Annotated in this window: 15 protein-coding genes; all 15 read left to right on the top strand. The window is 54.5% G+C overall.

All coding sequences use genetic code 11. The annotated features are described in order from the left end of the window. The first annotated feature begins 215 nt into the window (after positions 1-215). The 15 genes from NAV27_RS17195 to NAV27_RS17125 all read left to right on the top strand — a co-directional run bounded on the left by NAV27_RS17195 (position 216) and on the right by NAV27_RS17125 (position 16,820). Positions 216-1,502: a GNVR domain-containing protein gene (locus NAV27_RS17195; protein WP_102829421.1), complete on the top strand. Its 1,287-nt coding sequence runs from the start codon at positions 216-218 to the stop codon at positions 1,500-1,502. A gap of 561 nt (positions 1,503-2,063) precedes the next feature. Continuing rightward, on the top strand, positions 2,064-3,335 hold the full coding sequence (locus NAV27_RS17190) for a lipopolysaccharide biosynthesis protein (protein WP_102829422.1): 1,272 nt from the start codon (positions 2,064-2,066) through the stop codon (positions 3,333-3,335). A 17-nt stretch (positions 3,336-3,352) separates the two neighbouring features. Next, the gene (pseB, locus tag NAV27_RS17185; protein WP_102829423.1) at positions 3,353-4,351 is read left to right on the top strand and encodes a UDP-N-acetylglucosamine 4,6-dehydratase (inverting); all 999 of its coding nucleotides are present in this window, start codon (positions 3,353-3,355) and stop codon (positions 4,349-4,351) included. 3 nt (positions 4,352-4,354) lie between these two features. Continuing rightward, positions 4,355-5,515: a UDP-4-amino-4,6-dideoxy-N-acetyl-beta-L-altrosamine transaminase gene (gene pseC / locus NAV27_RS17180; protein ID WP_102829424.1), complete on the top strand. Its 1,161-nt coding sequence runs from the start codon at positions 4,355-4,357 to the stop codon at positions 5,513-5,515. Beyond that, the gene (gene pseF / locus NAV27_RS17175) at positions 5,512-6,204 is read left to right on the top strand and encodes a pseudaminic acid cytidylyltransferase (protein ID WP_102829425.1); all 693 of its coding nucleotides are present in this window, start codon (positions 5,512-5,514) and stop codon (positions 6,202-6,204) included. The genes pseC and pseF overlap by 4 nt, the downstream gene beginning before the upstream one ends. 7 nt (positions 6,205-6,211) lie before the next feature. Then, a complete protein-coding gene (gene pseG, locus NAV27_RS17170) occupies positions 6,212-7,342 on the top strand; it encodes a UDP-2,4-diacetamido-2,4,6-trideoxy-beta-L-altropyranose hydrolase (protein WP_102829426.1) in 1,131 nt (376 codons plus the stop codon). Continuing rightward, on the top strand, positions 7,339-7,902 hold the full coding sequence (gene pseH, locus NAV27_RS17165) for a UDP-4-amino-4,6-dideoxy-N-acetyl-beta-L-altrosamine N-acetyltransferase (RefSeq protein WP_102829427.1): 564 nt from the start codon (positions 7,339-7,341) through the stop codon (positions 7,900-7,902). The genes pseG and pseH overlap by 4 nt, the downstream gene beginning before the upstream one ends. A 10-nt stretch (positions 7,903-7,912) precedes the next feature. After that, positions 7,913-8,965, top strand: coding sequence for a pseudaminic acid synthase (gene pseI / locus NAV27_RS17160; protein WP_102829428.1), 1,053 nt, complete (start codon positions 7,913-7,915; stop codon positions 8,963-8,965). A gap of 29 nt (positions 8,966-8,994) precedes the next feature. Further along, positions 8,995-9,885: a hypothetical protein gene (locus NAV27_RS17155; protein ID WP_146029402.1), complete on the top strand. Its 891-nt coding sequence runs from the start codon at positions 8,995-8,997 to the stop codon at positions 9,883-9,885. After that, positions 9,878-11,056 carry a hypothetical protein gene (locus NAV27_RS17150; RefSeq protein WP_146029403.1) on the top strand — a complete coding sequence of 393 codons (1,179 nt, stop codon included), beginning with the start codon at positions 9,878-9,880 and terminating at the stop codon, positions 11,054-11,056. The genes NAV27_RS17155 and NAV27_RS17150 overlap by 8 nt, the downstream gene beginning before the upstream one ends. A gap of 23 nt (positions 11,057-11,079) precedes the next feature. After that, positions 11,080-12,105, top strand: a complete 1,026-nt coding sequence (gene galE, locus NAV27_RS17145; protein ID WP_102829429.1) for a UDP-glucose 4-epimerase GalE — start codon at positions 11,080-11,082, stop codon at positions 12,103-12,105. Next, positions 12,102-13,202 carry a glycosyltransferase family 4 protein gene (locus NAV27_RS17140; RefSeq protein WP_102829430.1) on the top strand — a complete coding sequence of 367 codons (1,101 nt, stop codon included), beginning with the start codon at positions 12,102-12,104 and terminating at the stop codon, positions 13,200-13,202. The genes galE and NAV27_RS17140 overlap by 4 nt, the downstream gene beginning before the upstream one ends. 1 nt (position 13,203) lies before the next feature. Further along, positions 13,204-14,133, top strand: a complete 930-nt coding sequence (locus tag NAV27_RS17135; RefSeq protein WP_102829431.1) for a UDP-glucose 4-epimerase family protein — start codon at positions 13,204-13,206, stop codon at positions 14,131-14,133. A gap of 20 nt (positions 14,134-14,153) precedes the next feature. Next, positions 14,154-14,711, top strand: coding sequence for a sugar transferase (locus NAV27_RS17130; protein WP_102829432.1), 558 nt, complete (start codon positions 14,154-14,156; stop codon positions 14,709-14,711). 96 nt (positions 14,712-14,807) lie between these two features. After that, complete coding sequence (locus tag NAV27_RS17125; RefSeq protein WP_102829433.1) at positions 14,808-16,820, top strand: polysaccharide biosynthesis protein; 2,013 nt, start codon at positions 14,808-14,810, stop codon at positions 16,818-16,820. Positions 16,821-16,846 lie beyond the last annotated feature (26 nt).

Below are 16,846 nucleotides of genomic sequence, written 5' to 3'. Positions count from 1 at the left end.
CTACGTTGCTTAAAGCTGCGCTCAATGGCATTCCTTGCGTTTGGTCAATGCAGCCTTCTACTGTGCGGATTAAGGCCTCTTTGCGACGCCAAGTAGCGCTTGCATTAAATCTGTGTAGTGGCAAAATGCCGTCCGTCAAAGTTGACGTGCTTCTCATTTTTGCTGCTCAGCCGAAGTCCGGTTGGCAGACCTCTCTGCTCAAAATGGAATTTGACGTGAACGCCGTTACGCCTCCGCAACATCTCGCCTCTGTCGTTAACGATGAAATCGACCTGATTCAACTGGCGCACGCTCTTTGGCGTCAGAAAGCATTGATCATAGCGATAGCAGCGCTGGTGGGCCTGATAGGACTTGCATACGCGTTGCTCGCTACGCGTTACTACACGGTCCAAAGCGTTCTACGGCCCGCAGCCATCAAAGACCTCGATGAGCTCAATCACCTGGGTATTTATAAACTCTCACCCAAGCAAGCAATGGCGCAGGTGGGCGCAGCGCTAGATTCCTACGAAAACCGCCTAAGCTTTTTCCGTAAAAATGAACCGCTATTTGCTGTGCTCGCCCAGCCCGGTCGCAGTCTCGAACAGACCTTTGAAAGCTTTAACGATGAAGCATTCAAGCTTCTACAGCCCGACGCCAAAAAGGGCGAAAGCACGACCACACCTTTCGTTGGAATCCAGCTGACCTATCCCGATGGAATCGACGGCGTGAAAGTCGTTAACGAGTTCGTGCAGCACTCCATTAACGGCGTCCGCCAGCAGATCGCTGCGGATCTGGATATTCTCATCGGCAATCGACTCAATCAGCTTGATAGGAAGATCGCCGCTGCTCGCGCCAGCTACGAAGCAGGTAAGGAAATCAAGATCGCCAAACTCAGCGAGGCCGATGCCCTGAAGCGTGCACAGCTCAACGATGAACTGGCAGCCCTGCGCCAACAGCTCAAGACACGTCGCAACAATCGTATCAATCAGTTGAATGAAGCAATTCGTATCGCCAACTCGTTGGGTATCAGCAAACCCACCACCCCTTCATCTCTCGGCGCCGCTGAAGTCGCCACCCAGGGCAGCGTGATCCGCACCGAAGTCAACAATCAGCAGATCCCGCTGTATTTCATGGGCACCGATGCCTTGGAAGCCGAGCGCAAAGCTCTGCTGGCACGTCGCTCGGACGACTTCACCGAGCCGCGCATTGCGCAAATTGCCCGCGAGCTCAAGCTGCTTGAGCACAATCGTCAGATCGAAGTGCTCAACAGTCGGGAAAACGAAGATCTTTTCTTGAAAAACCTAGCCGGCTGGCGCGAAGAGGCCGCGCGCCTGCGTGCCCTGAAGTTCGATACGGCGTCGCTCAAACTGGTGTCCATTGACCAGCAGGCAGTCGAGCCGAGTGCGCCGATCAAGCCCAGGAAGGCGTTGATCGTCGCGCTCGCATTGGTGCTGGGCGGTATGCTCGGATTATTTGTGGCACTGGTGCGTCATATGGCCCAAGGCCATCGCGTAACTGCTTAATATCCGCCGATCAGAATCACCGCTTCGTTGCACCCGCTTTGCTGCAATGTGCATGCCGGGTGCGCGCAGATAGACGTAGCGTGCCCATCCGATGTGCTCGTTCAAGGACTGATCATGCACCGTTATATCCAGTCACCGCAGCGCCCTGTTTCCTTCTCTTTGTCGGTTACCAGTCCCGCGGTACCCCCGGCCACGCCATTGAGCAATACGGTCCCTGGGGCGGCTACGTAGTTCTGGACGGCGAATGCTTCGATACCCGGCCAAAGGTAACCAGCATCGGCGGGTATTCGGCGCATGCCGATCAGAACGGATCGCTGCAATTTGTGACCGGCATGCGGGAGTGGTCGACTGTTATACGGGGGCGCACGGAGAGGTAACGGCCAAGCGAGAGTTGGCAGCTGTGCTGCAACAGCGCTATGTCGTTTCCGGCAAACTATTAACCCTGCATGCCTGAATAGCATGCCAATACACAAGGTACGGAGCCGCCATTCATGGCGCATTTAGCTGCGTTAAGGCCTACGGCATTAGTCATCGCTTCAGTGCGGGGCCAAGGTGCGCTTGATGACAGCATCTAACTCTCAGCGCCTACTCAATGTGGCCTTGCGCGGGATGACCCTGGTTAGCAAGTTCCTGCTGATCTTCTTCCTGGCCCGCTTTCTCGAGCCGGCCGAGCTCGGCATTTATGGTCTGTTGGTAGTTACCATCGGGTATGCTCTCTATCTGCTGGGCTTTGACTTTTATAGCTACACGACGCGTGAGTTGCTCAAGCGTGAGCGTAGCGAGTGGGGAAGCCTGCTCAAGGGGCAGGGTGCACTTTCCTCTGTCCTCTATGCGGTGTTCCTGCCACTGCTGAGCCTGATCTTTCTCGAGGGCCTGCTGCCCTGGAGCCTGGCGGGTTGGTTCTTCGTCCTATTGATACTTGAACACCTGACCCAAGAACTGGGCCGTCTGCTGATTGCCATCTCTGAGCAACTGCTGGCCAGCTTGGTACTGTTCCTGCGCTCGGGAGCCTGGGCGGCTGTAGTGACTGCACTGATGTTCATCGAGCCCGATTCGCGCAGTTTGGATTTCGTATTGGGTGCCTGGGCACTCGGCGGCTTGGCCGCGCTACTGTTGGGCATCTATCGAATTAGCCGACTGGAAATCGGGGGCTGGCGTAGGCAGATTGACTGGCATTGGATTGGCAGCGGGCTGAAAATCGCCATCCCCCTATTGGTCGCTACCTTGGCCATTCGTGGAGTGTTCACTCTCGACCGCTACTGGTTCGAGTGGCTGGCTGGCCTCGAAATACTGGGTGCATACGTGTTGTTCATGGGCTTCAGCAGTGCGTTGATGTCGTTTCTGGATGCTGGGGTATTTGCCTTCAGCTATCCTGGCTTGATCAGCGCGTACAGTCAGCAGAATGTCACAGCCTTTCGCCAAGGCTTGTACAGATTGCTTGTACAAACACTGGTATTAGCCGCAGTCTTTGCTGGGATCGCGTTGCTATTGATCGGCCCACTGCTGCAGTGGCTCGACAAACCGCTTTACATCGAGCATCAAAATCTTTTTCCCTGGCTTCTAGTGGCTACGTTGCTTTATGCCGTCAGTATGGTGCCGCACTATGGGCTATATGCTCAAGGTCATGATCGGCCGATTATTTATAGCCATATCGCCAGCCTATTGTGTTTTATTCCGGTAACTTGGCTGTTTTCTTTACATTGGCCGCTATTGGCCGTGCCGCTCGGTCTATGTACCACCTTTATGCTCATGCTGTTATGGAAGGTTTGGGCTTTTTTCTATATGACACCTGTTCACTATCGCCAACTCGAAACAACCAAGCATCAAGTTTGAATCAAGGAACTCATTGAATGCTCAGTAATAAAACGATTCTTATCACCGGTGGTACCGGCTCCTTCGGCAATACATTTGTGCCGATGACCTTGGCCAAGTACAACCCCAAGAAAATCATCATCTTCTCCCGCGATGAGATGAAGCAATGGGACATGGCCAAGAAGTTCGAGGGTGACAAGCGCGTGCGCTTCTTCATTGGCGACGTACGCGACAAGGAACGTCTGTACCGGGCACTCGATGGGGTCGATTATGTGGTGCACGCCGCCGCCACCAAGATCGTGCCGACCGCCGAGTACAACCCCTTCGAGTGCGTCAAGACCAACGTCATGGGTGCCATGAACCTCATTGATGCCTGTATCGACAAGGGCGTAAAGGGTGTGGTTGCGCTTTCTACCGACAAGGCCAGTAGTCCAATCAACCTCTACGGAGCCACTAAGTTGGCTTCCGACAAGCTGTTCGTGGCCGGCAATTCCTACTCCGGCGAACACGGCACACGTTTCTCGGTGGTGCGCTATGGCAACGTGATGGGCTCACGCGGTTCGGTGATCCCGTTCTTCATGTCCATCAAGGATAAGGGTGTTCTGCCAATCACTGACGAGCGTATGACCCGTTTCATGATTTCGCTGGAAGAAGGCGTAGAGCTGGTTTGGCACGCTTTCGAAGACATGGAAGGCGGAGAAATCTACGTTAAGAAAATCCCGTCGATGAAGGTCACCGACCTCGCTCGCGTAGTCGCGCCTGAAGCTCGCCAAGAAATTGTCGGCATCCGCCCAGGTGAAAAACTGCATGAACAGATGATCAGCGCCGAAGACGCCTACTACACCTATGAGTACCCGGAGCACTTCAAGATTCTGCCCACGATCAACAACTGGGGCAATTGTGAGCAGCGCATCAAGGACGGCAAGAGGGTCCCGGAAGGCTTCATCTACGCCAGTGACAACAACTCCGAGTGGATGAGCGACGCCGAATTGCAAGCCTGGATTGATACCAACCGTGAAAAGATCGGGAGCATCTAATCCATGATCCCTTACGGTCGCCAGGACATCACCCAGGCCGACATCGATGCGGTCGTGGGCGTACTGCAATCCGATTTTCTCACCCAGGGGCCGATGGTGCCGCGCTTCGAACAAGCTGTGGCGCAGCATGTCGGTGCGAACCACGCGCTCGCGGTCAACAGTGCCACCTCGGCACTGCACATCGCCTGCCTGGCACTGGGTCTTGGCCAGGGTGACTGGCTTTGGACCACGCCGGTCACCTTCGTCGCCTCGGCCAACTGCGGGCTATACTGCGGCGCGCAGGTGGACTTCGTGGACATCGACCCGCGTACCTACAACCTCTGCCCGCAAGCATTGGCGCGCAAGCTGGAGCAGGCCGAGCGCGATGGAAACTTGCCCAAGGTCGTGGTGGCGGTGCACCTGTGCGGTCAACCCTGCGACATGCAGGCCATCCATGCTCTCGCTCAGCGCTACGGCTTCAAGGTCATCGAAGATGCCTCCCATGCCATCGGCGGTAAGTACCGTGACGAGTTCATCGGCAACTGCCGCTACAGCGACATCACCGTCTTCAGCTTCCATCCCGTCAAGATCATCACCACTGCAGAAGGCGGCATGGCGCTGACCAACGATGCCGAGCTGGCCAACAAGATGGCGTTGCTGCGCAGTCACGGTATCACCCGCGATCCGGCGCAGATGACTCATGAAAGTGATGGCCCCTGGTATTACCAGCAGATCGATCTCGGCTTCAACTACCGCATGACCGAACTGCAAGCTGCGCTGGGCGTTACCCAGATGGAGCGTCTGGACCAGTACGTCGCGCGGCGCCACCAACTGGCGCGGCGCTATGACGATCTGCTGGCCGGCTTGCCGGTCACCACGCCTTGGCAGCATCCCGACAGCTACTCTGGCCTGCACCTGTACGTGATCCGCCTGCAATTGGACAAGATAGGCAAGACCCACCGCCAAGTATTCGAGGCCCTGCGCGAGCTGGGTATCGGCGTGAACCTGCACTACATCCCGGTACATACCCAGCCCCACTACCAACGCATGGGCTTTGGATCAGGCGATTTCCCCGAGGCGGAGCGCTATTACGCCGAAGCGATCAGCCTGCCGATGTTCCAGGCCATGAGCGAGGCGCAGCAGGACGAAGTCATCGCCGCGCTACGCAAGGCGCTCGCGGCATGAGGCTGGCGGTCATTCCCGCCCGTGGCGGCAGCAAGCGCATACCGCGCAAGAACATCAAGCTGTTCTGCGGCAAGCCCATGATTGCCTGGTCCATCGAGGCGGCGCTGCAGAGCCGATGCTTCGATCAGGTCATCGTCTCCACCGACGATGCGGAGATTGCCGACGTGGCCCGCCAGCATGGCGCTGATGTACCGTTCATGCGCCCGGCCGAACTGTCCGACGACCATACAGGCACCATTCCGGTGATCCGTCACGCCATCGAGTGGTTCACCCAACAAGGGCGCACGGTCGGACAGGTCTGCTGCCTGTATGCCACGGCGCCTTTTGTCACTGCCGAAGATCTGAATCGGGGTATGCAAGTATTGCAAGGCGGCGACTGCGACTATGCCTTCTCGGTGACGAGCTACGCCTTCCCCATCCAGCGCGCCATTCGAATCAATGAACGAGGCCGTGTGGAAATGTTCAACCCAGAACATTTCAATACCCGCTCACAGGATCTGGAAGAGGCCTTCCACGACGCCGGGCAGTTCTATTGGGGGCGTGCCGATGCCTGGCTACAGGGCAAGCAGATCTTCAGCCCCAATGCACTGCCCGTACTGCTGCCCCGTCATCGCGTGCAGGACATCGATACGCCCGAAGACTGGGCGCGTGCCGAATGGCTGTTCAAAGCCATGACGCGGGAAGGCTGAGGTACTGATGAAAGTCGTCTTTCGCGCTGATGCTTCCCTGCAGATGGGTACGGGCCATGTGATGCGTTGTCTGACCCTGGCTGATGCGCTCACAGCAGGCGGGGCCAGCTGTGAATTCATCTGCCGGACCCATCCCGGCAACCTGCTTGGTCTGATTCGCAGCAAGGGCTACACCGTGCATGAGCTAGCTGTCAGTCCGGATCTGTCGGGTGCAGGCGTGTCCAGATGCGACAAGGAGAGTGGCGAGCAGTCTCCTACGCATGGCCATTGGCTCGGTGCCAGCCAGTCCGAAGACGTCGCAGCTTGCGCGCCGATCCTTGCCGAGCTGCAACCCGATTGGTTGATTGTCGATCATTACGCGCTAGACGCTCGCTGGGAGCAGGCCCTCAAGCCGTACTATCGCAAACTCATGGTCATCGATGACCTGGCCGATCGGCCGCATGCGTGCGACCTCCTTCTGGACCAGACGTTCGGTCGCCAGAGCGAGGACTACCGTGTTTGGGTGCCTGGCGACTGTCAGGTGCTGTGCGGCTCGGGATATGCCCTTTTGCGTCCGGAGTTCGCTGCCCTGCGTTCCTACAGCCTGCAGCGCCGCGTGAAGCCGCAGTTGCGTCAGCTGTTGATCACCATGGGCGGCGTCGACAAGGACAACGCTACCGGCCGGGTGCTGGATGCGCTTCGCGAGAGTCCGCTCCCAAGCGATTGCCGAATCACAGTGATCATGGGCCCGACTACCCCTTGGCTTGACGAAGTAAAGCGACAGGCGCTCAGCATGCCCTGGGCTACCGAAGTTCTGGTTGGGGTCAGCGATATGGCGCGCCTGATGGCCGATAGCGACCTGGCGGTCGGTGCGGCGGGCGCAACTTCGTGGGAACGTTGTTGCCTGGGACTCCCGACTGCAATGATGGTGCTTGCTGAGAACCAGCGTTACGCAGCTGCGCTGCTTGAGCGTGCGGGGGCGGTTCGGATGTTCCTACCGGACTCGCCCTTGAATATGCAGATCAATCATCTCATTAACGAGCTGGTTGGTGTCGAAGGGAGCTTAAGACGTCTCGTAGAGAGTGCCAGCAGAATAACTGATGGTCAGGGCTGTGCGCTTGTAAGTGATTTTGTACTTGGAAAAGGCCGAAGGAAATGACGAGTGAAATGTCTGTATTTGGCAGGCTGAGAACAATAGATTCAAGCGAGCTTGAATTAATGCTTTCCTGGCGCAACGCACCAAGTGTTAGGCAAAACATGTATACCCGTCATGAAATCAGCCTCAGCGAACATCTGGCGTGGTGGGCGCGAATCCAAGGGCGTAGCGATCAACAGTATTTCATGTATGAATTGCAAGGCACTCCCTTGGGCGTCGTTGCATTTACTGGAATCGACCACAGCAATCAGAACTCCTCATGGGCATTCTATGCTTCCCCAGAGTCGCCCAAGGGAACCGGCAGTAGGATGGAGTTTCTGGCGCTCGAATATGCATTCACGAATCTGAATCTGCACAAACTCTGCTGCGAAGTACTGGCTTTTAACTCTCCTGTGATCAAGTTACATCAGAAGTTCGGCTTCAAGGCCGAAGGAATATTGCGCGAGCAGCACATGCACGACGGCTCCTTCGTTGATGTTTACCGATTGGGTATTTTTTCGTCCGAGTGGAAAGAGCAGCGCGAATCCATGTATCAAAAGCTCATGAAACTGAGCGGAAATTGAGATAAAGCTAATGAACCAGAAAATTTCGATTGCTGACCGAAATGTCGGTCTCGACTACCCACCCTACATCATTGCCGAGCTCTCCGCCAACCATAACGGCCGATTGGAAACCGCTCTGAAGATCATCGAAGAGGCGAAGAAAGCCGGCGCTGATGCGGTAAAATTGCAAACCTATACTGCCGATACGATTACGTTGGACTGCGACTCTGAAGAGTTCCGGATCCACGGAGGCCTCTGGGACGGAAAGACCCTCTATCAGCTGTATAAGGAAGCTCATCTGCCTTGGGAATGGCACAAGCCACTTTTCGAGCATGCCCGTAAGCACGGCATCACCATCTTCAGCTCGCCCTTCGATAACACGGCGGTGGACCTGCTGGAAGATCTCAATGCCCCGGCCTATAAGATCGCGTCCTTCGAAGCCGTCGATCTGCCGCTGATCAAGTACGTGGCCAGCACCGGCAAGCCGATGATCATCTCCACTGGCATGGCCGATGCGGAAGAAATTCAGGAAGCCATCGACGCGGCCCGTGAAGGCGGTTGCAAGGAGCTGGCCATCCTGCACTGCGTCAGCGGCTACCCGGCTCCGGCCGAGGATTACAACTTACGCACTATCCCCGACATGATGCAGCGGTTCGGCTTGGTGACCGGCCTGTCCGATCACACCTTGGACAACACCACCGCCATCGCCAGCGTGGTGCTCGGTGCGTCGATCATCGAGAAGCACTTTACTCTCGACCGCAACGGCGGTGGCCCGGACGATAGCTTCTCACTGGAGCCGGCGGAGCTTGCTGCTCTGTGCCGCGACAGCAAGACTGCTTGGTCTGCTCTGGGCAATGTGGACTATGGGCGTAAGTCAAGTGAACAGGATAATGTGAAGTTTCGGCGGTCAATTTATTTTGTCAAAAATCTCGAGAAAGGAGAGAGTATTGGGCCCGATAGCATTAAAAGCGTAAGGCCTGGTTTTGGATTGGCCCCTAAACTATTCGATCAGCTTCTCCAGAAAAAGGTCGTTTGTAAAATTGAAAAAAATACGCCTGTGACATTAGACGTATTAGTTGATTAACAATTTTCTGAAGCTATTGGTGGGTTGTTATGATTTATGTAGTGGCTGTCACAAGCTTGCATAGAGAATTAGGCAAGCTTGTCGCCGCGCGTAGCAATAATGCGGTGTTGATAGATGTCCGTCGGGCTGGTGATCTTCCGGGAGTTAAGTTTGCCGTAAAATTGTATTTATTGGGGATCGTCGCTCTATTTAGGGTTTTGTTGGATAGACGCTCGCATGTTGTGGTTGCTCACCCCTTTAATCCTTGGTGTGCATTATTTATACGTTTTGCGCAGACTGTTTCAGTCCTAGATGACGGTATAGCCTATTACAACAATACTGCAACGCCTGTGTCTTGGCGTGCCAGGCTGTATTTCTTTATTTCCGGGCCGGTCTTCAGGCGCGAAGGGAGGAAGCTAGGTGTTATTGGTTACTATGATATGCTGAAAGAAGCCAGCATTTATTCTTATTACTGCATTTGTCCAGAATTTTTCCCTCCAGATAATGGGTTAACTAATATAGTGCAGTTGCGCCTTCCTAAGACTACCGCGCGCGCCGCTAGCCGTAACACCTTTGTTTTTTTGGATAGTACTTCGGAAGCTGTCAGGGGGTACGATTGCGAGTCCGTGTTCGGCTATCTCGCTTCGCGATTTTCGGCAGGTAATGATGATTTCTATTTTAAGCCGCATCCTGCTGGAAGCGGTGCTATTTCCAAAAAGCTGGAGGGCTGCGCTTGGGCTAAACGTATATCAGGTTCATTTGAGGAATTTTCTGAAAAGCACGAGCTTGTCGGGTTGTATTCTTTTTTTTCGTCCGCGTCTATGTATGTAAAAATGAGGTCAGACGGCGTTAAAATTTATTGCTTCGATAACGGTGCGCCGGAGTTTAACTGCGTGCGAAAACTAATGAGCTTGCTGGGTGCGCATGTAATCGATGTTTAAGGTTGATCGCGGGCTAGTTTTTACGGTTTTTTTGTCGTGGCTCATATTTTTGGTGTGCTTGTTTTCGCCGTTGATTTCTCCGGTGTGGGATTTATTTGATTATTATTTTTTGCTGTATTTTCTTTGCTCTTATTGTGCGGTTTACGCGTTTTTGCTTGCTACCGCCGCTTATTTGGATGTAAGGGCGGTCATGATAAGTCGCGAGGTTTTGAGTCGGCGCCTTTACTATGTGGCTGTCGTTGCTATGTTGGTTGCCATTTCTTGTAGAGGGATCGATAGGTTTTATTTGCGTCCGGTTGAGAGTGTTTTTTCGATAAAAAGTTATCGAGAGGCTCGGGAGGTAGGTACAAATTTTGTTTCATTTTTAGGATCCCTGGCTTTGCCGTTCTTTTTGGTATCTTGCTCTGCATGCTTTTCTACGTTGAAAAGCTTAAAGGAAAGGGTGCTTTTGGGTGGGGGGGTTCTGTTAATATTGTTGGATATACTGGCTTCCGGATCCCGAGGAGGAGTTCTTCTTGCCTTGATGGTGCTTTTTGGTGGCTTTCTTAATTTCAAGCGCAGTTTGATTTTGGGGATATTATTCGTCATCGCTTCAGGTCTTTTTTTTGTATATCGGCTGGGTTCATTGAGCGATACGTCTGACTTGGCGTCGGCTCTGCGTGTTTCAAGTGAGGCGGGATATGCTCTGTTTGTTCCGTACTCTCCAGTCGTTTCTAGCTTTATGAAACAACCTGAGGCGCTAATGTATTTGTTTCCTTTTTTACAGGCGAATCAGTACTTGTCGCATGGTGTCTTCGAATTTGCCAAGATTTTTTCTGAGTTGCGCGGTTTTTTCTTTGAGCCGGTTCATGTGCTACCCCATCTAAGTAAAATTTTTGGGGGGCCAAGCGCAGATATTCGATATGGTATGTATTACACAATGGCGGGCACAAGTTATCTCGCATTTGGTTATTTCTCCATTGTTTTTATGATGCTACTGGGGGTGGGTTACGGGGTTGTGTATAGCCTGTCCAGCTATTTGGGGGAAGGGGTGCGACGACTTGTTCTATTTTCAATACTTTTATTTCCTTTTGTGAACTCCTTTGGTGGGTTCGATTTCTATTTATATTTTCTAGCCGTTATTGTTGTTCGCGCTATAACCAGTCGGCGCTTTGTGCTTCGATTGAGATAAAATGGATTCTACGTGAGGTATATATGTGTGTTTTAATTACGGGGGGCGGGGGCTACATTGGGTCTCATGTTGTGCTTGCGTTGGCAGAGACGCAAAAGCAGATCGTAATTGTCGATAGCCTAGAAAATAGTTCCAGTAGTGTTATAAGTCGTCTGCGTGAATTGGTTGGCGATGGGGTTAAAATAGATTTTGTTAGGGCTGACATATGTGATGGGCCAGCTTTGGATCGACTTTTTAAAGAATATGACATAAAGTCTGTTATTCATTTGGCTGGCTATAAGTCGGTGGCAGAGAGCGTGGAAGATCCGGTTAAGTATTATAGGAATAATTTTTCTGGTACTTTATCATTGCTCTCGGCCATGAGGCGAGCTTCGATTTTTAATCTTGTATTCAGTAGCTCGGCTACTGTCTATGGCGATACTGCGATTTCGCCAATATCTGAAGCGGCTCCCCTTAATCCAGTGAATCCGTACGGACGAAGCAAGGCTTTCGTTGAGTTTATGTTGCAGGACGTTTCTGTATCAGATCCGCGCTGGGCTATTGGCGTTTTGCGTTACTTTAATCCGGTGGGTGCTCATTTCAGTGGGCGAATTGGCGAGGATCCGCTTGGAGTACCGAATAATTTAGTTCCTTTTATAAGTAGGGTTGCGGTTGGGCGTTTAGAAGAGTTATCTATCTGGGGTGCTGATTATCCGACGCCGGACGGGACTGGTGTTCGTGACTATGTACATGTGATGGATTTGGCTGAGGGGCATCTGGCGGCACTTGAATATATCTATGGCAGACCAGGATTTCATACGTGGAATCTGGGCGCTGGAATTGGGTATTCCGTGCTTGAGGTCATACGTGCATTTGAGCAGGCGTCTGGTTGTGAGATAAGGTATCGAGTATGTGCTCGCCGGCCAGGAGATATTGCTCAATCTTGGGCCGACACAACAAAGGCGAATTCGGAGCTTCAATGGAAGGCGCGTGCCGGACTATACCAGATGATGAAAGATACTTGGAATTGGCAGGGCCGAAATCCCGACGGGTATGAGCAGTCGCGATGAAAATTGTCTATGTGCTAACTCGCTCCGACGTAATAGGTGGGGCGAGTGTTCATCTCCTCGATTTGGCCGAGGGAATGTTGGGGCTAGGGCATCAGGTCACCATCCTTGTGGGTGGGTCCGGAGTGTTTTTTAACTATGCATCAGACCGGGGAATTGATTGTGTTGCGGTTAAACACATGGTTCGTGAGGTGAGCCCGATGAAAGATGTACAATGTTTCTTTGAGTTGGCCTCACTGATACGTCAGCTTCGTCCGGATCTTATTCATGCTCATTCTTCAAAGGCTGGCGTGCTTGCGCGCCTTGTCGCAAAAAGGTTGTCGGTTCCCGTTATCTTTACTGCGCATGGTTGGTCCTTCACGGACGGCGTTTCCAAAAGAAGTCGAACAACCTATCGCTGCGTTGAGCGGTTAATGGCGGCTTACTCTGATAAGATTATCACGGTGTCAGAGTTTGATCGGCAGTTGGCCTTGGTGAATAAGGTTGGCGGTGCTGGCTCGGTTGTTGCGATTCATAATGGGGTGCGGTTATCCGCCATTAGAAGGATTCGAAAGCCACTTTGTCTGGCGCCCAAGTTGGCAATGGTTGCGCGTTTTGATGAGCAGAAAGACCAGTTGCTGCTAGTATCGGCTCTGGCGCGACTGAAGCATCTGAGTTGGCAATGCGACCTAATTGGCGATGGGCCGCTGCTAGCGATAGTAAAGCAAGAGTCATATAAAAAGGGTATTAGTGATCGTGTTCGATTCACAGGGGCTAGGAAGGATGTTCCTGATCTTCTCGCAAAGGCAGACATTTTTGTTTTGGTTTCCAAGTGGGAAGGGCTGCCGCTGACCATTTTAGAGGCTATGAGGGCTGGCCTGCCAGTCATTGCTTCTGACGTGGGAGGGGTCGCTGAGTCTGTGGATCACGGGAAAACTGGTATTTTGGTCCCGCGGGGAAATGAAGATAAATTAGTTGATGCGTTGAGTAAGCTGATCCTCTCGCATGAGCTCCGAGATAATTATGGAAGGGCAGGATTAAATAGGTTCTTTGACCTGTTTGGATTTGAAGCAATGCTACGAAAAACAATTGCCGTCTATGATGATGTTGTTCGGAAGTAAGATGAATATCCTGGTTACTGGTGCTTCGGGTTTCGTGGGGCGGGCCTTGATTGGTAAGATTTTAAGCTCGCCTTCAATGCAATTGTCAGTCGCCGTCCGGTCTTGCGGTGCTGTAGAAGATTTTCCTGTCCATGTGGTTGGCGAACTTTCAGAGGGTAACGACTGGTCAATGGCATTGGCGGGGCAGCAATTAGTTATCCATGTAGCGGCTGCTGTACACCTGCCTGACTCGGACTTGGCACAGCATGGCTACAAGGTTGTTAATATTCTGGGCACGCTTAATTTGGCGAGGCAAGCTGCCGCTGCTGGTGTTAAGCGCTTTATTTTTATCAGTTCCATTGGCGTTAATGGCAATGCCAGTGATCATCCGTTTAGAGCGGAACTCCAACCAAATCCCGCCGGGCCTTACGCTCAGTCCAAATGGGAGGCCGAAAAAGGACTCTGGCAGCTACATCAAGAGACCGGAATGGAAATTGTGATTATTCGCCCTCCGTTGGTTTATGGCCCCGGTGCTCCCGGAAACTTTGGCAGTCTGGTTCGCTGGATCGAAAAAGGCGTTCCTCTGCCTCTCGGCGCCATCCACAACAAGCGCTCTCTGGTCGGCATCGACAATCTCATCGATCTGATCATCCGTTGCATCGACCATCCCGCTGCCGCCAACCAGGTATTTCTTGCGGGCGATGGCGAGGATTTGTCGACGACGGAGCTGTTGCGTGGAGTAGGTAAAGCAATGGGCAAGCCTGCTCGGCTGATACCGGTGCCGGCGGGCCTGCTGCAGCTTGGTGCTACGGTGTTGGGCAAGAAGGCCATGGCGCAGCGTTTGCTGGGTTCGTTGCAGGTGGATATCAGCAAGACCTGCGAGCTGTTGGACTGGAAGCCACCTTATACGGTGGAAGAGGGGCTCAGGCGTTGCTTCGAGCCCACAGATTGATTGAAAGATCAGGTGAATCCGTGATTCGAGTGTTCGATTTTGTTTTTTCCCTACTGGGCCTGGTGATCGGGCTGCCGGTGCTGTTGCTGCTCATCGTGATCGGACTGTTCGATACGGGCTCGCCGATTTTCCGGCAGGTTCGCGTAGGTCGCCACCAGAAGCCCTTCACATTGGTCAAGTTCCGGACCATGAAAGTGGATACCGCATCGGTTGCCACTCATCTGGCGAGCAGTGCGTCGATTACCCGATTCGGTCATTTTCTACGCAAGACCAAGCTGGACGAACTGCCACAGCTTTGGAATGTGCTCAAGGGCGAGATGAGTCTGGTGGGGCCTCGGCCCGGGTTGTTCAATCAGGAAGAGCTGACTGCAGAGCGCGCCAGGCGGGGTGTGTATGCAGTACGCCCCGGAATTACCGGCTTGGCTCAGGTGAGCGAGATCGATATGTCCACGCCCGCGCTCTTGGCCGAAACGGATCAAAAAATGATCCAGAGCCTGACTGTCGCGGACTATTTCAAGTACATCTTCATGACCGTGGCGGGTAAGGGTGCCGGCGATCGGATTGTGCACAAGGGCTGATTCATTCGCTCTACGTGGGTGTATGTGTTGCCTGCAGAATGCTGCTCGCCTGGTTGGCCGCTCGAGCATGTTCGGCGCTAAGGAAGGGGAAGGTTTGTGTTGAGGTTTGCTGAGAAACTTCGTGCCCGTCTGGTGCGGCTGCCGAGGCGGCAGAAGCGGCTGATTCAGGTGGGGACCGATGTGGTGCTGGTCTGGTCGGCTCTTTGGCTGGCGTTTTTCGTGCGGGTTGGCGAGGCCGGGTTTGTCGAGCCATTGAGTGGTCACGCTTGGATATTCGGTATAGCGCCGCTTCTCTCCATCCCTTTCTTTGTGCGCTTTGGCATGTACCGTGCGGTGATGCGCTATTTCGGCAACGATGCGCTGATGGCCATCGTCAAGGCCGTCACGCTGTCGGCGCTGACGCTGTCGCTGGCGATCTACTGGCGGAGCGACGTGCCCAAGGTCATCCCGCGTTCGATGGTGTTCAACTACTGGTGGCTCAGCCTGGTACTGATCGGTGGATTGCGCCTGGTGATGCGGCAGTACTTCATGGGCGACTGGTTCTCGCCGGCATCGCCGAGCAAGTTCAAGGGCAGGGATGCGGGGCTGCCCAAGGTGGCCGTGTATGGAGCGGGGGCGGCGGGTAACCAGCTGGTTGCGGCGTTGCGCATGGGGCGGGCGATGCGGCCGGTGGCGTTCATCGATGACGATCCCAACCTGCATGCGCGCTCCATCGCGGGGCTGCGTGTGTATTCGGCCCGGCACATTGAACGGATGGTCGAAGAGACGGGTGCCGGTGAGATTCTCTTGGCCATCCCTTCCGCGTCACGTGCTCGTCGGCGCGAGATTCTCGAAAAGCTCGAGCATTACCCGCTGCATGTGCGCAGCGTGCCCGGCTTTATGGACCTGGCCAGTGGCAAGGTGCAGGTCGAGGACATCCAGGAAGTCGATATCGCCGACCTCTTGGGCCGGGATGCGGTACCACCGCAGCAGGCGCTGTTCGAGCGCTGCATCCGTGGCCAGGTGGTGATGGTGACTGGCGCGGGCGGTTCGATCGGCTCGGAGTTGTGCCGGCAGATCCTGGCGAACGAGCCGGATACCCTGCTGCTGTTCGAGCACAGCGAATTCAACCTCTACAGCATTCATCTGGAGCTTGAGCGGCGTATCGAGCGTGAAGCGCTGGCGACGCGCTTGGTGCCGATCCTGGGTTCGATCCGCAATGGCGAGCGGCTGCTGGACGTGTTGCAGACCTGGGGCGTGCAGACGGTTTATCACGCGGCGGCCTACAAGCATGTGCCGATGGTCGAGCACAACGTGGCCGAGGGCGTGCTGAACAATGTGATCGGCACCTTGAATACGGCCCAGGCCGCGGTGCAGGCGGGGGTGGCCAACTTCGTGCTGATCTCCACCGACAAGGCGGTGCGCCCCACCAATGTGATGGGCAGCACCAAGCGCATGGCTGAACTGGTGTTGCAGGCGTTGAGCCGGGAGCCGGCGCCGGTGCTGTTCGGCAGCCGCGACGGCGTGCATCACGTCAACAAGACGCGCTTTACCATGGTGCGCTTCGGCAATGTGCTGGGCTCGTCGGGCTCGGTGATTCCGCGCTTCTACCAGCAGATCCGCGCCGGTGGACCGGTGACGGTGACCCACCCGAAGATCACCCGCTATTTCATGACCATTCCCGAGGCCGCGCAGCTGGTGATCCAGGCCGGTTCCATGGGGCAGGGTGGCGATGTGTTCGTGCTGGATATGGGCCAGCCGGTGCGCATTGCCGAACTGGCCGAGAAGCTTATTCACCTGTCCGGCCTGAGCATCCGTTCGGAGAAGTGCCCGCACGGCGATATCGCCATCGAATTCACCGGCCTGCGGCCCGGCGAGAAGCTCTACGAGGAGCTGCTGATCGGCGACAACGTCAGCCCTACCGAGCACCCGATGATCATGACGGCAAGCGAGGAATACCTGCCGTGGGATCAGCTGAAGGCTTTGCTGAACCGCTTGGTCGCGGCGGTCGATGAGGATGATTACCCGCAGGTGCGCCAGTTGCTGCGCGAGGGGGTGAGTGGCTACAAGCCGGAAGGGGAGATCGTCGACTGGATCTACCAGCAGCGCAGGGCTGAGCCGGGGGAGTGAGGATTGCGGGGGCCATCAGCGTGTCA

Origin of the sequence: Stutzerimonas degradans (genome assembly GCF_024448505.1) — a bacterium.
GTDB classification, from domain to species: domain Bacteria; phylum Pseudomonadota; class Gammaproteobacteria; order Pseudomonadales; family Pseudomonadaceae; genus Stutzerimonas; species Stutzerimonas degradans.
Note: the sequence above shows the minus strand (reverse complement) of the source record. Positions and strands in the feature narration are given on the sequence as shown.

Bases quoted from the DNA above. Each gene is read 5' to 3' on its own strand.
- NAV27_RS17190 (WP_102829422.1), top strand. From the start codon at position 2,064: ATGACAGCATCTAACTCTCAGCGCCTACTCAATGTGGCCTTGCGCGGG.
- pseH (WP_102829427.1), top strand. From the start codon at position 7,339: ATGACGAGTGAAATGTCTGTATTTGGCAGGCTGAGAACAATAGATTCA.
- NAV27_RS17135 (WP_102829431.1), top strand. From the start codon at position 13,204: ATGAATATCCTGGTTACTGGTGCTTCGGGTTTCGTGGGGCGGGCCTTG.
- NAV27_RS17155 (WP_146029402.1), top strand. From the start codon at position 8,995: ATGATTTATGTAGTGGCTGTCACAAGCTTGCATAGAGAATTAGGCAAG.
- pseF (WP_102829425.1), top strand. From the start codon at position 5,512: ATGAGGCTGGCGGTCATTCCCGCCCGTGGCGGCAGCAAGCGCATACCG.
- NAV27_RS17150 (WP_146029403.1), top strand. From the start codon at position 9,878: ATGTTTAAGGTTGATCGCGGGCTAGTTTTTACGGTTTTTTTGTCGTGG.
- pseG (WP_102829426.1), top strand. From the start codon at position 6,212: ATGAAAGTCGTCTTTCGCGCTGATGCTTCCCTGCAGATGGGTACGGGC.
- pseI (WP_102829428.1), top strand. From the start codon at position 7,913: ATGAACCAGAAAATTTCGATTGCTGACCGAAATGTCGGTCTCGACTAC.
- pseB (WP_102829423.1), top strand. From the start codon at position 3,353: ATGCTCAGTAATAAAACGATTCTTATCACCGGTGGTACCGGCTCCTTC.
- pseC (WP_102829424.1), top strand. From the start codon at position 4,355: ATGATCCCTTACGGTCGCCAGGACATCACCCAGGCCGACATCGATGCG.
- galE (WP_102829429.1), top strand. From the start codon at position 11,080: ATGTGTGTTTTAATTACGGGGGGCGGGGGCTACATTGGGTCTCATGTT.
- NAV27_RS17140 (WP_102829430.1), top strand. From the start codon at position 12,102: ATGAAAATTGTCTATGTGCTAACTCGCTCCGACGTAATAGGTGGGGCG.